17 protein-coding genes and 1 pseudogene are annotated in these 14,629 nt (G+C 67.2%); 7 read left to right on the top strand and 11 right to left on the bottom strand.

Features of this window, described 5'->3' with window-relative positions; translation table 11 throughout:
• From ACWFRB_RS04760 to ACWFRB_RS04775, 4 genes and pseudogenes are all read left to right on the top strand, one after another.
• Positions 1–96: pseudogene (locus ACWFRB_RS04760) on the top strand (superoxide dismutase); the annotation flags it as partial.
• A gap of 131 nt (positions 97–227) precedes the next feature.
• Complete coding sequence (locus tag ACWFRB_RS04765) at positions 228–1,070, top strand: SMP-30/gluconolactonase/LRE family protein (RefSeq protein ID WP_452639215.1); 843 nt, start codon at positions 228–230, stop codon at positions 1,068–1,070.
• A gap of 117 nt (positions 1,071–1,187) precedes the next feature.
• Complete coding sequence (locus tag ACWFRB_RS04770) at positions 1,188–1,715, top strand: peptidase (protein WP_452639216.1); 528 nt, start codon at positions 1,188–1,190, stop codon at positions 1,713–1,715.
• A 285-nt stretch (positions 1,716–2,000) separates the two neighbouring features.
• Positions 2,001–2,717: a TMEM165/GDT1 family protein gene (locus ACWFRB_RS04775; protein WP_452639218.1), complete on the top strand. Its 717-nt coding sequence runs from the start codon at positions 2,001–2,003 to the stop codon at positions 2,715–2,717.
• Between the two features lie 66 nt (positions 2,718–2,783).
• Here ACWFRB_RS04775 and ACWFRB_RS04780 read toward each other — a convergent pair whose 3' ends face one another.
• From ACWFRB_RS04780 to ACWFRB_RS04795, 4 genes are all read right to left on the bottom strand, one after another.
• Complete coding sequence (locus tag ACWFRB_RS04780) at positions 2,784–3,506, bottom strand: hypothetical protein (protein WP_452639220.1); 723 nt, start codon at positions 3,504–3,506, stop codon at positions 2,784–2,786.
• A gap of 161 nt (positions 3,507–3,667) precedes the next feature.
• Positions 3,668–4,363, bottom strand: coding sequence for a hypothetical protein (locus tag ACWFRB_RS04785; RefSeq protein ID WP_452639222.1), 696 nt, complete (start codon positions 4,361–4,363; stop codon positions 3,668–3,670).
• Between the two features lie 159 nt (positions 4,364–4,522).
• Positions 4,523–5,191 carry a hypothetical protein gene (locus ACWFRB_RS04790; RefSeq protein ID WP_452639223.1) on the bottom strand — a complete coding sequence of 223 codons (669 nt, stop codon included), beginning with the start codon at positions 5,189–5,191 and terminating at the stop codon, positions 4,523–4,525.
• 192 nt (positions 5,192–5,383) lie between these two features.
• Positions 5,384–6,034, bottom strand: coding sequence for a hypothetical protein (locus tag ACWFRB_RS04795; RefSeq protein ID WP_452639225.1), 651 nt, complete (start codon positions 6,032–6,034; stop codon positions 5,384–5,386).
• A 236-nt stretch (positions 6,035–6,270) separates the two neighbouring features.
• On the opposite strand from ACWFRB_RS04795, the gene ACWFRB_RS04800 reads away from it, so the two are divergent.
• Together ACWFRB_RS04800 and ACWFRB_RS04805 are read left to right on the top strand one after the other, a co-directional pair.
• Entirely contained in the window at positions 6,271–6,663 is a 393-nt protein-coding gene (locus ACWFRB_RS04800; RefSeq protein WP_452639227.1) for a PPOX class F420-dependent oxidoreductase, read from the top strand.
• 58 nt (positions 6,664–6,721) lie between these two features.
• Positions 6,722–7,069, top strand: coding sequence for a TraR/DksA family transcriptional regulator (locus ACWFRB_RS04805; RefSeq protein ID WP_452639229.1), 348 nt, complete (start codon positions 6,722–6,724; stop codon positions 7,067–7,069).
• A 60-nt stretch (positions 7,070–7,129) separates the two neighbouring features.
• On the opposite strand, the gene ACWFRB_RS04810 is transcribed toward ACWFRB_RS04805, so the two are convergent.
• From ACWFRB_RS04810 to ACWFRB_RS04835, 6 genes are all read right to left on the bottom strand, one after another.
• Positions 7,130–7,792, bottom strand: coding sequence for a hypothetical protein (locus ACWFRB_RS04810; RefSeq protein ID WP_452639231.1), 663 nt, complete (start codon positions 7,790–7,792; stop codon positions 7,130–7,132).
• Positions 7,793–7,866: 74 nt separating this feature from the next.
• The gene (locus tag ACWFRB_RS04815) at positions 7,867–8,565 is read right to left on the bottom strand and encodes a hypothetical protein (protein WP_452639233.1); all 699 of its coding nucleotides are present in this window, start codon (positions 8,563–8,565) and stop codon (positions 7,867–7,869) included.
• Between the two features lie 318 nt (positions 8,566–8,883).
• The gene (locus tag ACWFRB_RS04820) at positions 8,884–9,060 is read right to left on the bottom strand and encodes a hypothetical protein (RefSeq protein ID WP_452639234.1); all 177 of its coding nucleotides are present in this window, start codon (positions 9,058–9,060) and stop codon (positions 8,884–8,886) included.
• A 244-nt stretch (positions 9,061–9,304) separates the two neighbouring features.
• Positions 9,305–9,700, bottom strand: coding sequence for a hypothetical protein (locus ACWFRB_RS04825; protein WP_452639235.1), 396 nt, complete (start codon positions 9,698–9,700; stop codon positions 9,305–9,307).
• 327 nt (positions 9,701–10,027) lie between these two features.
• The gene (locus ACWFRB_RS04830; RefSeq protein ID WP_452639237.1) at positions 10,028–10,279 is read right to left on the bottom strand and encodes a hypothetical protein; all 252 of its coding nucleotides are present in this window, start codon (positions 10,277–10,279) and stop codon (positions 10,028–10,030) included.
• Positions 10,280–10,476: 197 nt separating this feature from the next.
• Positions 10,477–11,118, bottom strand: a complete 642-nt coding sequence (locus ACWFRB_RS04835) for a hypothetical protein (RefSeq protein ID WP_452639238.1) — start codon at positions 11,116–11,118, stop codon at positions 10,477–10,479.
• Between the two features lie 316 nt (positions 11,119–11,434).
• Between ACWFRB_RS04835 and ACWFRB_RS04840 the strand changes: the two genes are divergently transcribed.
• The gene (locus ACWFRB_RS04840; protein ID WP_027502723.1) at positions 11,435–12,202 is read left to right on the top strand and encodes an SDR family NAD(P)-dependent oxidoreductase; all 768 of its coding nucleotides are present in this window, start codon (positions 11,435–11,437) and stop codon (positions 12,200–12,202) included.
• 556 nt (positions 12,203–12,758) lie between these two features.
• Here the strand turns inward: ACWFRB_RS04840 and ACWFRB_RS04845 are convergent.
• Entirely contained in the window at positions 12,759–14,294 is a 1,536-nt protein-coding gene (locus ACWFRB_RS04845) for a TM0106 family RecB-like putative nuclease (RefSeq protein ID WP_452639410.1), read from the bottom strand.
• Positions 14,295–14,629: the final 335 nt, after the last annotated feature.

Here is a 14,629-nt window from a genome sequence, read left to right on the forward strand (position 1 = left end):
GACTACGTCAACGCCTTCTGGAACATCGTCAACTGGAACGACGTCGCAGCCCGCTTCGACCGCGCCCGCACCCAGACCGCAGGCCTCATCGTCTAAGCAGCTCCGCCGCCCGCGCGCGAGTCGTACCCCGACCGGGGTGTGAATCACGCGCAGTTCGACCCACTCCGCCGCGCCCGATCTCCGGGCGCGGCGGAGTCGTTTCCGGCAAACGGTCGTATCGTTGAGGGATGGACACCCTCGTCGAGGGGCTGACCTTTCCCGATGGGGCACGCTGGCACGACCGGCACCTGTGGTTCTCGGACACGCATGCCGGTGAGGTGTTGGCGTACGACCCGCTGACGGGCGCGCTCAACACCGTGGCCGAGGTCCCCGGCCGACCCGCGGGCCTGGGCTTTCTCCCCGACGGCCGACTCCTCATCGCCTCCACCCGCGACCTGCTCGTGCTGCGCCGGGAAGCGGACGGCACCCTGGCCGTGCACGCCGACCTCTCCGGCATCGCCACCTGGTACCTGAACGAGATGTGCGTCGACCGGTTCGGGCGCGCCTACGTCGGCAACGTCGGCGACGGCAGCGATCCCCCGCGGCCGCCTCGGCCCGCCGACCTGGCGATGATCGAACCCGACGGCACCGTCCACGACGTCGCGACCGCGATGGTGCTGGCCGGCGGCATGGTCGTGACCTCCGACGGCAGCACCCTCATCGTCGCAGAGAGCCGATCCACCCCCGGCCGGCTGACCGGCTTCACCATCGAACCCGACGGCGGCCTCGAACAGCGGCGGGTGATCGCCGAGTTCGACACCACGGTGCACCCCGACGGCCTCGCGATCGACGCCGAGGACGGTGTCTGGGTCGCCTCCCCGTTCGGGGACGAGATCTTCCGCGTCGACGCCGACGGCGCCATCACGGACCGCCTGTCCGCGCCTCACCCGTACTCGCTCGCGCTGGGCGGGCCCGACGGTCGCGACCTGTTCGTGTGCACCGCCGAAACGTGGGTTCCGGAGGAAGCGGAACGAGAACGCGCCGGTGCCGTGCGGCGGGTCCGGGTGCGGGTTCCCGCCGCGCAGGAATAGCGCGCTCCGCCGTCCGGCTGGCACTCCATCCCGCTTGTCTGCCAGCCGAGTTCGGCGCATCCTGGAGGTGTCCCGGGGCGCGCTCCCGGGGCGCCGTCGCGCGGAAGGGGGACGGACGTGAACCAGCACGGACATATCGGCGTCTCGCCCTTCCATGCCGCCGGGGCGCTGCGCGGGTTCATCATCTCCGGCCGGTGGCCCGACACCACCAAGGAGTGGGCCCAGCTGCTGGTGTTCGCCGTCCGGGTCGCATGCGTCCCCGGATTACTGCCCACCTCAACGGTTTTCGGCGCCCACGAGGACCTTCCCGAGGACCCGGAACCCGGCACCGTCGGGCTCGTGGTCGCCGAGGGCCCAGTACTCGGCGAATCTGCCGTCACACCAGGATGTTTCGCGGAGCATCAGCCGCCGGCCCTCCTGGTGCTGCACCCGCCGTCGGAGACCATGCCGTCGTTGCCGGAGTGTGTGGGCGCGGCCTCGGGCTGTCTGTTGCTGCCGGGCGTGCCGCACCTCGGGCTGGACCACCGGGCGACCTGGGTGGAGGCGGACGCCGACGGTACCGTCACGTCCCTGGTCAGCCGGATGAGCCTCGATCCCAACACCGACCCCGACACCGCCGTTTTGGCCATGCTGCTGGCCTCCTGACGCAGACCGGAAGAACAAAGTTCGGTCTCCCAAACTTGTTGTGCGCTTTGCGATCTCGTTGGCCTGGGGTAGTCTTACGCCTAGCGAAGGGGAGTAGCCCCCAATCGAGCAGTCGACATACTGGTCAGCATCGCGAAATCCGATGCGCCCGGCTGCCCGAACCGGCGCCGTCGTTTCACACGACAGGCACGGTGGGCGAGACCTTCGGCTGTCGGCGTCCACACGTCGGCGGCCGGAGGAACAGTTCCCAACATCCTCCGAAACCAGATAACGGAGGAGGTTCGCATGCTTGCCGCGCTGCTGCTCAGCTTCGGCGTCATCTTCGTCGCCGAACTCGGCGACAAATCCCAGCTCATGGCGATGACGTTCGCGCTGCGTTACAAGTGGTGGGTCGTGATCGGCGGCATCACCGTCGCCACCACCGTCGTGCACCTGGTCTCCGTCGGTGTCGGCCACTACCTCGGCGTGGCCATCCCCACGAACCTGATCAGCACCCTCGGCGGCATCGCCTTCGTGATCTTCGCCCTGTGGACCCTGCGCGGCGACAGCCTCAGCGACGACGAGCAGAACAAGGCCTCCCGGGTCGGCGCCTCGGCGTTCCTCGCGGTCGCCTCGGCCTTCTTCCTGGCCGAGCTCGGCGACAAGACCATGCTCGCCACCATCACCCTGGCCGCGGACAACGACTGGGTCGGCGTGTGGATCGGTTCGACGGTCGGCATGGTCGCGGCCGACGCCCTCGCGATCGTGGTCGGCGCCGTGCTCGGCAAGCACCTGCCCGAGCGGTTCATCAAGCTCGCCGCCGCGACCCTGTTCTTCGTCTTCGGCGTGATGCTGCTGCTCCAGGGCCTGTTCCCGGGCAGCGCGGCCGGCCCGATCGCCGGCGGCGCGATCCTGGCGGTCGCGATCACCGCGGGTGTCGTGCACTACGCGCGGTCGCGGCGGACCGCCGCCCTACCCGCCGAGGAGACTGACGTAACCCCTCGACAGGTAGGCGCGGACTAGGGCCTGCTAAACCGGCCCCGCTTCTTCCGGCGGTGCGCGATCTGGTTCAGCAACACGCCCTAGCGGTCAGGAACCCGAGCTCCCGATACCACCGCTCACCGGTACGACTCGGGTGTTCCCCGTCGCTACCCAGCCGTTCGACGCCGGAACCCCAGTGCCGGTGAAGGTGAACCCGTTGTCGCCGTCGACATCCTGGTCGGGCGCCTTGTAGTGGAACACGAGACTGACAGCGCCCCCTGCGAACTGCTCACCGTTCCTTCCCGGCTGCAGCGCCCAGCCCCCGGCCGGCGCCGAGACGGTGACATCCCCGGTGACGGGATCCACCACCACGGTCGAGGCCAGGTCCACGCCGGGTCCAGGAAGAATGGGTACCGGTGTATGGCCGGTCACCTTCACCCCGACGAACTCGAACCCTTTCGGAGGATGGTGGGTGACGCTCGCGACGTCAACATTCACCTCCGGTGCCGGAACGTCGAATGCGGCTTCCTGGGCTACGACGACCGCATCGAATGACACGTCGACACCGGGCTCCACCGTCTTCACACCGAAGTACGCGCCCTTGTAGTTGCCGAGCATCCCCGAATCCGAGAAGGTGTTGCGGTAGCAAGGTCCCCGATCGGGAAAGAAGGCGTCGCCGGTCGGGTAGCAGGGACGCACGAGGTTCCGCCAAATCTCGTCCGCAGACCCCGTCTGCCCGACGGCGGTCCCCATCCCCACCACCGCGCCACCCGCGACGACGGTCAGCACCGCAAGCACCGCCCCGCCCTTACGTACCAGATGTCCCACCATTGAACAGTTACCTTTCGGGTTGCATCGACCGACGGGCGTCCTCCATCCACCGCTGTGACGCAGCATCAATGCGGATGGCGAAGAATGACCGCCGGGAAATCTTCGCGGCAACCCTGCTGGGCCACCGGTTCAACGATTGTTCGAAAGCGGAGCGCGTGCGGTCAGCTTCCCGAGCTGCCGAACCCTCCGGCCTGCGGTGCCTCGGCGACCTGGATAGTTCCCTTCGCCACCCAGCCCTCCGACGCCGGGACGCCGGTGCCGGTGAACGTGAGTCCGCTGGCAGCGTCGCGAACCGACTGGGTCGCGGTGTAACGCAGTTTGACCGTCACAATGCCCGACGCGTAATAGGTCTTGTCGGGACCGGACTGGTTCGCGACCACCGGGATGGCCCAACCCCCAGCGGGCGCGGCTACCGTGACATCTCCTGTAGCTGGATCGACGACAACAGCCGAGTCCAGAACCGTGATCGGATACCGGCCAGGAGTCCAGTCGTAGGAGGTGACCTCGGCCCCCGTGAATGTGAAGCCTTCAGGTGCGTGGTGCTTGACGGTGGCGAGGTCCACGTCGGGGAGTCCCTGCCAGCCATCACCCAAGGCCGTGAACTCTGCCTTGAACGTGACCTCCCGCCCCACGACGGCCTCTACCGGACCCTCGTAATACACCCCGATGTCACCACGCGCCTTGTCGTCGTGGAAGGCGTCATCGCACTGGCGGCCGCATGGGGCCGCGGGACCTTCGGGCCCGGCACTACCCGTCGACGCTGCCGCCGCGCCTCCCGCACCGAGCATCGCACCACCCACGACGAGGGTCAGTGCTGCGAGCACCGACCCGCCCTTCTGCACCAGGCGTCGAGCCATTGGACTGTTTCCCTTCGGTTTGCAGAGCCTGACGCCACCGATCAGTCCACCGCTGTGCGCGGTAGAGCTCGAGGCACAAGGGCTCTGAGTCGGAGATGCTTCGCGACGACCCGGTCAGGCCGCCGATCGGATGAACTTTCGGAAGAGGAACGCGCGCAATCAGTTTCCCGAGCTGCCGAACCAACCGATGCCCGGCGTGACTCGGGTGGCCCCCGTCGCCAACCATCCCTCCGACGCCGGGACGTCGGTGCCGGTGAACGTGATCCCGCTGGTGCCGTCGAGATACGACTTGATCACCTTGTAGCGCAGTTCGACGATTACGTACCCGGAGACGGTATCGGTTGCCCTCGTCGGGATGACCCACCCTCCCGCGGGCGCCGTGACCGTCCCATTCCCCGTGGCGGGATCGACGACCACGGTCGAGTCCAGTTCCGTGGTCAAGTCCGGCTCCGTGGGCGGCCACACGCCCTGATGGCGGGAGGACACCTCGGCCCCCACGAATTCGAAACCTCGCGGAGCGTGGTGCGTGACGCTTGTTACGGCCTTGCCGGGCATGGCATCCCGGGCCGTAAAAACCGATTTGAACGTGACCTCGCTGTCCACTTCGGCAGTCGCGGGACCCTTGTAGCCCAGAGAGATGTCGCCGGCAGTCGCGGATTCCGTGAAGAACCCGTCGCAGAGCGCTTCTGTGAGCCCGGCGCACCCTCCAGTGCTTCCGAACCATGCCGCCGCCAGGCTCCCGGAGAACCCTTCATCTGGCGCAGCGCCCCCCGCAACGCCCGCACTCATCGTCGCGCCACTCACGACGACGGCCAGCGCCGCGAGCACCGACCCGCCCCTCTGCACTAGGCGTCGAGCCATTGAACGGTTTCCCTTCGGTTTGCAGAGCCTGACGCCGCCGATCAGTCCACCGCGCTGCGCGGTAGGAGTTCGAGAACAATGCTCTGAGACGGAATTGCTTAGCGGCGACCTGGTCAGGACGCCGGTCGGGGCGAACTTGCGGAAGAGGAACGCGCGCACTCAGTTTCCTGAGCTGCCGAACCCGCCGATACCCGGCGAGACTCGGGTCGCCCCCGTGACCACCCATCCAGCCGACGCCGGGACGTCGGTGCCGGTGAACGTGGCCCCGCTGGCGCCAGCGAGATACGACTCGACCACCTTGTAGCGCAACCCGACGAACAGGGACCCGGTGAGGGAGCCGGCATCGGTTGCCGACGTCGGGATGGCCCAGCCGCCCGCGGGCGCCGTGACCGTCACATCCCCCGTGACCGGATCCACCACCGCGGTCGAGTCCAGCTCCACGTCCGCCGCGAATCGCGGGCGGGAAGTCACCACGGCCCCGACGAACTCAAAGCCTCGCGGAGCATGGTGCGTGACGGTCGTTACCGCCAGGCCGGGTATGCCGTCCCGGGCCGAGAAGCTCGGGTAGTACGTGACCTCACTACCCACTTCGGCCTTGGCTGGGCCCTGATATCCCACCAGGATGTTGCCCCTTGCGCCGTGATCCAAGAATGCCTCGCCGCACAGCTGCTCGTAGAGCCCGGAGCATGAACTTCCGAACCCTCCGCCAGGCGCGCCCGCCGCGGCGCCCGCACCCATCGTCGCCCCACCTACGACAACGGCAAGCGCCGCGAGCACCGACCCACCCCTACGCACCAGCTGTCCAACCATCGAGAATGTCTCCTTCAGTGTTGGGAGAACCGGCCCACCGCCCGCCCTCAAGAACTCGCCAAGAGTAAGGGGCGAAACGGCGCACCGCGGCGGAATCGCACACTCGCTTTTACCCAGGTCAAAGCGTTAAACACTGTCTCGAACGTTCCCGTCGACGCAGCAACGCACCCCGAAGCCGAAAGAAGGAGATTCGACGGATACTGGAAGGGTCTCGCAGGCACCCACAGGAGGGTGACATGACCGAACAGATTCCCCCGAAACCGATCGCGGCCGCCAAGGTGGTGTTGCTGCAGACCCGCAAACGGGACGGCAGCTGGGTCGACACCCCCGTCAACATCGCGATCGACGGGACCCACGCGTATTTCCGAACACCCGGCAGGGCCTCGAAGAACAAGCGGCTGCGGAACTTCCCCGAGGTCCGGATGTGGCCCTGCACCTGGTCGGGCAAGCCGACCGGCGAGGAGGCGGATGCGACCGCGCGACTGCTCACCGGTGCCGATGCCGACGCCGCCGCCCGGGCCATCGACCACCGCTTCCCCATCCTGCAGCGCGTCATGGTGCGGGCCGCACACAAGGTCATGCGCACCCCCACCCTCCACTACGAGCTGACGAGCTTCCACGCGCCATGAGAAAGCCCGGGTCGGCGCCCGACGGAAGCATCGGCTGCGCTGCGGCGTTGTACGGGACATGACCGAGTCCGCTGCCGCCACCGCCCGCGACCGGATCGCGGCGGAGCACGCTGCGACCGTGCATCGGATCGAGTCGCTGACCGCGCGGCTGGCCGACATCCTGGACGGGTCGGAACTCACCACCAACGACGACGAGCACGACCCCGAGGGCTCCACGATCGCGTTCGAACGCGCCCAGGTCGCCTCGCTGCTCGACGACGCTCGGCAGGAACTGGAGGATCTCGACGCCGCCCGGCGCCGGGTCGAGGACGGCAGCTACGGGGTGTGCGTGAAGTGCGGGCGACCGATCGGCGTCGAGCGGCTCGACGTGCTGCCCGCGGTGTTGCGCTGCATCGACTGCTCCTGACCCGGCGAGAAGATCGAGGTCGTGGTCGCGACCGGTCCGGCCACGACCACCACCGGTCGGTCAGGAGCCGGTGCTACCGCTGGCACTGCCGAAGGGGTCTTGAATCGGCGTGACCGTCGTCGTCCCCGTTGCCAGCCAGTCCCGCGTTTCCGGGACGCCTGTTGCCTCGAACGTGATGCCGCTGGTGCCGATGGCGAGAACGCCCTGGACCTCGTAGGTGAGGTTCACATAGAGCTGGTCCGCAACATTCAGCGGCTGCCCGGACGAAGGCTTGAGGGTGACGGCCCCGGTGACCGGATCTACCTCGGAGGTGAACTCCACCGGGACAATTTCATTGCGATTTTCGGCCGGTATTTTCCTGAACGTATTGCCGGTCACGCTCTTCAACACGAAGCCCGCGGGTGGATGATGGACGAACTTCGTCATACCCCGGTTCGGGTCACCCGAGTTCTTGATGGTGGTGAAGAAGCGCGCATCCTCGCCGGTGGCAACCGTCTTCGGGCCACCCTGTGTGACGGTGAAGCCCGCAGTCGTTGCATCCACCCACCAATGAGTGACGTTTAGGCAGCCTGGGTAGGGGTTCGCAATCGACTCGACCCGTGTCAGGGGTGCACTCATCTGGCAGACCGCGCTCGCGGTGCCCGCACTGACCGTGAGCCCGCCGGCGACAACGGCCGCGGCGGCAAGGATCGATGCGCCGCGGCGCATCATGTTGTTGGACAAAGTGTTTCTCCATCTCGATGTGAGTGAGTCGGCGGCTGCCGCCGGACATCCGGCAGCGACCACCGCGAGGTTCATCAGGAGCCGGAACTGCCGAAGCCATCCGTGGGCTGGTTGTAGACCTCGGTCGACGCCCCGTCCATCGGCGACCATCCCTGAGTGCCGGTCAGCCCGGTCGCCTCGAACGTGATGCCGGAGGGAAGGAACTCACCGTCCTTGACGTTCAAGGGAACTCGGTAGAGAACTCTCACCTCGATCTTCGGGTTCGTGGTGCCGTTCATGTGAGGGATCGGCCACCCCTCGCCCGAAGGGGTGATCGTGACGGCGCCGGTGACTGAATCCTGACCAACCTGGCCCACCTCCAACGGTGTCCTCTGGTTCACACGGTCGACCCACTCGTCCAGAACGACTTCCACGCGCGTCATCACGAAACCGGGCGGCGCATGATCGACGACTTTCGTCAGATTCCTGTCCGGATCTCCACTCAGGACAAAGTTGCTGGTATAGGGCACCACCTGTCCCGGCGATACCTCCATTTTGACCACCCGCGTCACGCCAACATTTTCGACGGATCCATGCAGGTAATTGACGGCCCACGAGCAGTACCGGCCAATCGACTCGACACCCAGCGGTTCCGTGATCGACTGGAGTCGCTCCAGGCCTCCGCGTGCGATGCAGGATGCACTCGCGGTGCCCGCACCGATCGTGAGCCCGCCGGCGGCAACGGCCGCGGCGGCAAGGATCGATGCGCTGCGGCGCATCATGTTGTTGGACAAGGTGTTTCTCCATTTCGACATGCGATGACCGGGCGCCACAGCCATCGAACGCCCCCCGACCGCGCCAGCATAGGGCGGATCAGCGGGGCCGGCAGCAGTATTGGACCTCAAGTTTCGTCAGGTGAAAGCGTTAAACGAGTTCTGTCGGATTCGAATCCGCCCGGCGAACCGTCGTCAGTTTGGCCGGGATTTCAGAGGCGGTCATTCACCTCGCCACCGGCGGTAATCGCACAGGTACTGCCACGACCACCACCGGTAGGTCAGGAGCCGGAGCTACCCAACCCGGGAAGTTCCCGGCGCCATCCATCCTTCTCAGTCTCAGCTGAGTGGGCCTCGTAGGTCGCCGCCTGTCACCGTGCCCACAGGAGGCGAAACAACCGGAGTGAAGCCGGGCTCCTCGAGGGTGAAGCTGCTGACGCCGGCGCCCTCTTCCAACCGCGGCGAGTAGGCCGCCAGGTAGGTGAGATCGAACTGGATTCCGTCGCCGACAGACACCCGTTCGAAGTGTGATGACCGGGGCGAGCACCCCACGGAACGCCCCCGACCGAGCCGGACTAGGGCGAATCAACCAGGTCGGTAACCGAATTGAGCCTCGATCTTCGTTCGATCAAAGCGTTGAACACGACCGGGCGACAGCTCACCAACAATGAGGCACACGACTGCGAAGACTCGAACGACCAACACATGACACCGCCCGCCCAGGAACCTGAGCGGGCGGCAGCACGTCGAGTGGTTACGGCTACAGCGTGTGGGGATCGCGACCCTGCAACAGGGCGAGCAAGATCTCGGACGGGGTGGGGAAGTCGCAGTCCGCACCCTGTTTGGGGTTACACCCAAAGGTGAGGTCGCCGATCGAACCACCCGCCTGCCCCACGGCGAGCACTCCCACCGCCGCCCAATCGAGGGGGCCGCCAAACGTCTCAACGGAGCCGCTCGTGCTGCCGGAACCGAACGGGAGTGGGAAGTCGCAGTCCGCACCCTGTTTGGGGTTACACCCAGTCGTTTCAACGGAGCCGTTCATGTTGCCGGAGGCTTCCTCGGCCGATGCAGCGCCCGTGCCGAGGGCCAGACCGCCGCCGAGCAGGGCCGCGACGGCAAGGACGGACGCGGCGCGGCGCGCCAGATTTCGAGACATACAAGATTCCTTCGTTCGAAGTGTGATGACCGGGGCGGCCACACCCAACGGAACGCCCCCCCCCGACCGAGCCAGACTAGGGCGAATCAACCAGGCCGGTAACCCAATTGAGCCTCAACATTCCACAGGTCAAAGCGTTAAACACGACCCGGCGACCACTCGCCGTCCAACACGACGAGCATGACGGCGAAGGCGTGACACTCAGCACCCGACACCGCCCGCCCGGGAACCCTGGGCAGGCGGCTTCGCCGTCGATTGTGTGCTGCTACGGACCCGTGGGGATCTCATGCGGATCGCGTGCTGCAACAAACGCGGGAAGCTCCTCGCCTAAATCGGGCAATCATAGGTATGGGCGGTGCACGTGATCTTCTGGCTGCCGGTGTCTATCAAGCCGTTGTCGATCCAGGCGTCTATTAGATCTACACCGCTGATCAGCCCGGAGCCGGTCGCCGTGTTCAGGTCGCGCAACAGTGGGACATCCTCGGCCGACGCCGTGCCCCCGCCGAGTGCCAGAGCGCCGCCGAGCAGAGCAGCAGCGACAACGACGGACGCGGCGCGGCGCGCCAGATTTCGAGACATGCAGATTCCTTCGTTCGAAGTGTGATGACCGGGCGACCACATCCAACGGAACGCCCCCCGACCGAGCCAGAATAGGGCGAATCGAGAAGGCCGCTAACCGAATTGAGCCTCGCCTTCCACAAGTCAAGGCGTTGAACACGATGGGATCGAAACCGGACCCCGGGTGGCCGGCCGACTGGACTCAGGTGGCGGACCGACTACTGGTTTCCAGTGTATGGCCGGCATATGGCGGGCCCCTCGACGATTTCGAAAGCGGCCCCATCCATCGCCGGCCAGTCCTGTGGTACGAGACCGGCGGCGGTGAAGCCGACGCCGCTTTCCTGGACCGATCCGATCTTTGCCGTCAACGGAACGTCGTACTGGAAGTCGAAATACGTGTTGCCCGGACGAGATGCGTCCCCCCTGACTGCCCAGTTCCCCGTGATCGTCACCGCTCCGGTCTGCTTGTCGATGGACGTCGGGGGCTCGGTCTCCGTCGTGAGTTCATCTGTCTCCAGATCCCGCCACTGGATCCGGATAGACCTGAGCTTGTACGCGGCCGAGGGCGGGTAGTCGGTGAGACGCTGAACATACTTGGTTTCATTGCCCGCGACCTCAAACCAGTCATGGCTCCTGAACCAGGATCCGGGAACTGCCGGGGTGGTTACGGTCCTCCGCGCCGTGACATCCCCCGCCTGCTTCGGCACGGCGTACCTGTTGAATGCGCCCGGACAAACGGGTAGATCAACCGAGCCGGACACGAGCGGCAGGAAATACCCGAGGTCGGCGGACCCGGACGCCGTTGCCGTCCCGACGCCCGCCGTCAGCCCGCCGGCAACAACCGCGATCGCGGCGAGCATTGATGCACCCCGGTGGACAGGACTGTTCGACCGCATCGAGCCTTTTCGCACAGGAGAACTCCATTCGACAAACGATGGGCAGACGTTCGACCGCCCCGACCGAGCCAGACTAGGGCCGCCCGCCCGACGCGGCGGCCAAATCCGAGAATCGGCATCTTCGCAGGTCAACCGTTATACGCAACGACTACCGCCGGCCGGAGCGGCACAGCTGGCACACTGTTCGGTGAACCGTCGTTAACCAGACTCACGACCGGGCGCTATCGTTCAGGTCACTACCGGTCGGCCAACGGTGGCCGCCAGAAAAGAGGATCGAACAGTGGAACTCCAGGGAACCGCGGCACTGGTCACCGGTGCGGCCTCCGGTCTCGGCGCCGCCACCGCCAAGCGCTTCGCCGACGCAGGCGCCACCGTCTTCGGGCTGGATCTGGCCCAGTCCATCGAGCGCGCGGGCGACAGCGTCCCGGCCGGCGTCACCCTCATCCCCACCGACGTCACCAGCGGTGACGAGGTCCAGGCCGCGGTCGACCAGATCGTCGCCTCCGGCGTGCCGCTGCGCACCGTCGTCAACTGCGCGGGCGTCGGCTGGGCCGGTCGCATCCTGTCCAAGAACGGCCCGCACGATCTGGAGCTGTTCCGCACGGTCATCACCGTCAACCTGCTCGGCACGTTCAACGTGATGCGCCTGGCCGCCGACGCGATCGCCAAGACGGACACCGTGGACGAGTCCGGTCAGCGCGGCGTCGTCATCAACACCGCCTCGGTCGCCGCGTTCGAGGGCCAGATCGGCCAGATCGCCTACTCCGCATCCAAGGGTGGCGTGCACGGCATGACCGTGCCTGCCGCTCGTGACCTGGCGCAGTTCGGCATCCGCGTCAACACCATCGCCCCCGGCATCATCGACACCCCGATGCTCGCGGGCGTCACCGACGAGTACCGCAAGGGCCTCGAGGCCGGCGTGCCGTTCCCGTCCCGCCTGGGCAACCCGTCCGAGTACGCGCAGCTCGCGCAGATGATCGTCGAGCACGACTACCTCAACGGCGAGACGATTCGCATGGACGGCGCGCTGCGGATGGCGCCGCGCTAGAAAGGCGCTTCGCGCGGTGGCGCGCTCGCGGAGTTCCCGGACTCCACAAGCGCACCACTGCCGCCTCTTTGGCGGACTGTCTCGGATCGACTAGGAACCGAACAGGGACGACATCCATTCGGTAAACGTCGTTGGACCGTTGCAAACGGGGGGCAACGAAGCCGAACATCCAGTAGTCATGTCAAGCGAGCCAGTCAGTGGCGATGAGCCGATCCCGCCGCCCGGGAGTTCCTCGGCCGACGCTGCGCCCCCGCCAACGGCCAAACCACCGCCGCACAGCGCCGCGGCAATGAGGACGGACGCGCCGCGACGCGCCATGGTTCGAAACATGCAGACTCCCTCGTTCAAGGTGTGATGGCGGGCGCTCACGTTCATCGAGCACCCCAGACCGCGCCAGACTAATTGAAAGCCACCCCCCGTCTGCCGAATCTGAAGTCGATATATCCGCAGGTCAACCGTAATACGCTACCCAAATGTCGACCGGACCGACGAGGTCATGTCCGGGATCCGGCAACAGTCTGATCACCGTCGCGCGTTCGGCGGGAACAGGTCGCGCCTACAGTTCCGAGGCCAGCGGGGTCTCCGCCGCCGCGCGGTCGGTCATCCACTCCCGTAGCACCCGCGTCGCCTGCACGTCGTCCTCGTTGTAGACGAACAACCGCTCCCGCTGGTCGAGATCCGGCTCGTGGTCGTAGCCGACAGCATCCCGGTACCAGCTCATCGACGCCTCGCCGCCTGCGTCCGCGTCCCGCCAGTTGAACCCGGCGACGGGCGCAATCTTCTTGAGCCCCTTGCCGTTCGGGCAGACGAACTGATCGCTCACCGCCTGGTAGACGTCCACCCAGTCCGGGCTGTCGATGAAGGAACGGATCTGCGCGACCGTCGGGATGCCCGGCATCCCGGCGAACCGAGTGGCCGAGTCGAGCAGCCATTTGTCCTCCGCCGCACGGGAATAGCAGTAGGCCGCGAAGGTCTTGCCCGCCGCGACTGTCTCTTCCCTGACCCCCATCAGCCAGCCCCAGAACTCCGCGAAGGACCTGCCCTCGTCCCGGGTCGGCAACGGGTCCCAGGTGACGAACGGCCGGTACGGCTGGGTGACGCCGTCCGCGGTCAGCAGCGTGCCCCACAGGTAGGCGCCGTGCTCCTGGTAGCTCTCCATGTCCACGTCGACCTCGACGTCGGCCCGGCGCACGGTGACCTCGGACTGCCGCCGCACCAGCGGGATCCCGCCCAGCCAGGCCTTCGCGATCACCACCGCATCCTCGAACCCGTTGCCCTGCCACTCCTCCGGCGCCGGTCCGTCCCAGGCCGCCAGGTCGTCGATGGTGTAGACCCCGGCCGCGCGGAGCGCCTCGGCCCGCGAGCCCGTCGCCACCAGGCTGACGTCTCGCGCGGCCGTCAGGTTCTCCTTGCATCGCGACCACCACGGGCAGGACCGGCACTCGCCGATCTGCGACGGGGAGGTGAAGCGCTCGCCGCGCGCGACGGCCAGCCGGTCGGCGAACCGCTCGTCGTACACGTCCATCACCGCGGCGAGGTCGTGCACCAGGAAGCGCTCGCCGCCGTACCCGATGACGCCGCCGAGCATCGACGGGCTCGCCACGCCCTGCGCCTGGAGCATTCGCTGCAGGTGCGCGAGGCGGAGCTGATCGCGGAGCTGGGCGCGCACCTTCCGGTCCGGGTCCACGCTCGGGGCCCAGTCGTCGAGCCCGGAGGTGATCGCGCCGCTGCCCGGGTCGGTGACCTTGTGGTTGACCACGATGGCCGGGATGTATCCCCCGCGGTCGGCGTCCCGGATCAACAGCTCCGCCCGCCCGCGCCTGCCGGTGTCGAACTCGAGCGGCAACACCGCGCCCCAGATCCGGTCCGCGCCCTCGGCGCAGGCCCGCAGGGTCGCCGCCGCCCGCTCTCGCGTCGGGACGGACTGATCGATCAGCACCCAGGTGTGAGCACCGGGCGCCATCAAGCGCCGGAGCATGTCCTCCCGGTGTGCCTGGGCCGATTCCCGGCGCTGCTGGACGCCGATGTCCTCCGGTGCCGAGGCGATCAGCTCGGGATAGGCCGAGTCGAGGTGGACCCGGTGCCGGCACATGGTCAGCGTCCTGGGATCGATGAGCACCGACCGAGTGCCGTTGCGGCCCGGCTCGGCGTCCTGGTGCGGATCCCGGAGGTCCTGCGAAGAGTTCACGATGACGAGATTATGGTCCGTCGCACCGACAACCCGCACCGCGCCTGCCGGGAGCGGAGCCTGCGGAGCGACCAGACCGCGCCTGAGCGGAGCCTGCGGAGCGACCAGACCGCGCCTGAGCGGAGCCTGCGGAGCGACCAGACCGCGCCGGAGCGGGCCCTGCCGGACTCGCCGCCGTCGCCCGGGGCGGTCGCGGATAGGCTGTCGGGGACGAGGTGTGCCGAAGCTCGAGCGCCAAG

This window comes from Rhodococcus sp. NPDC055112, from assembly GCF_053607505.1.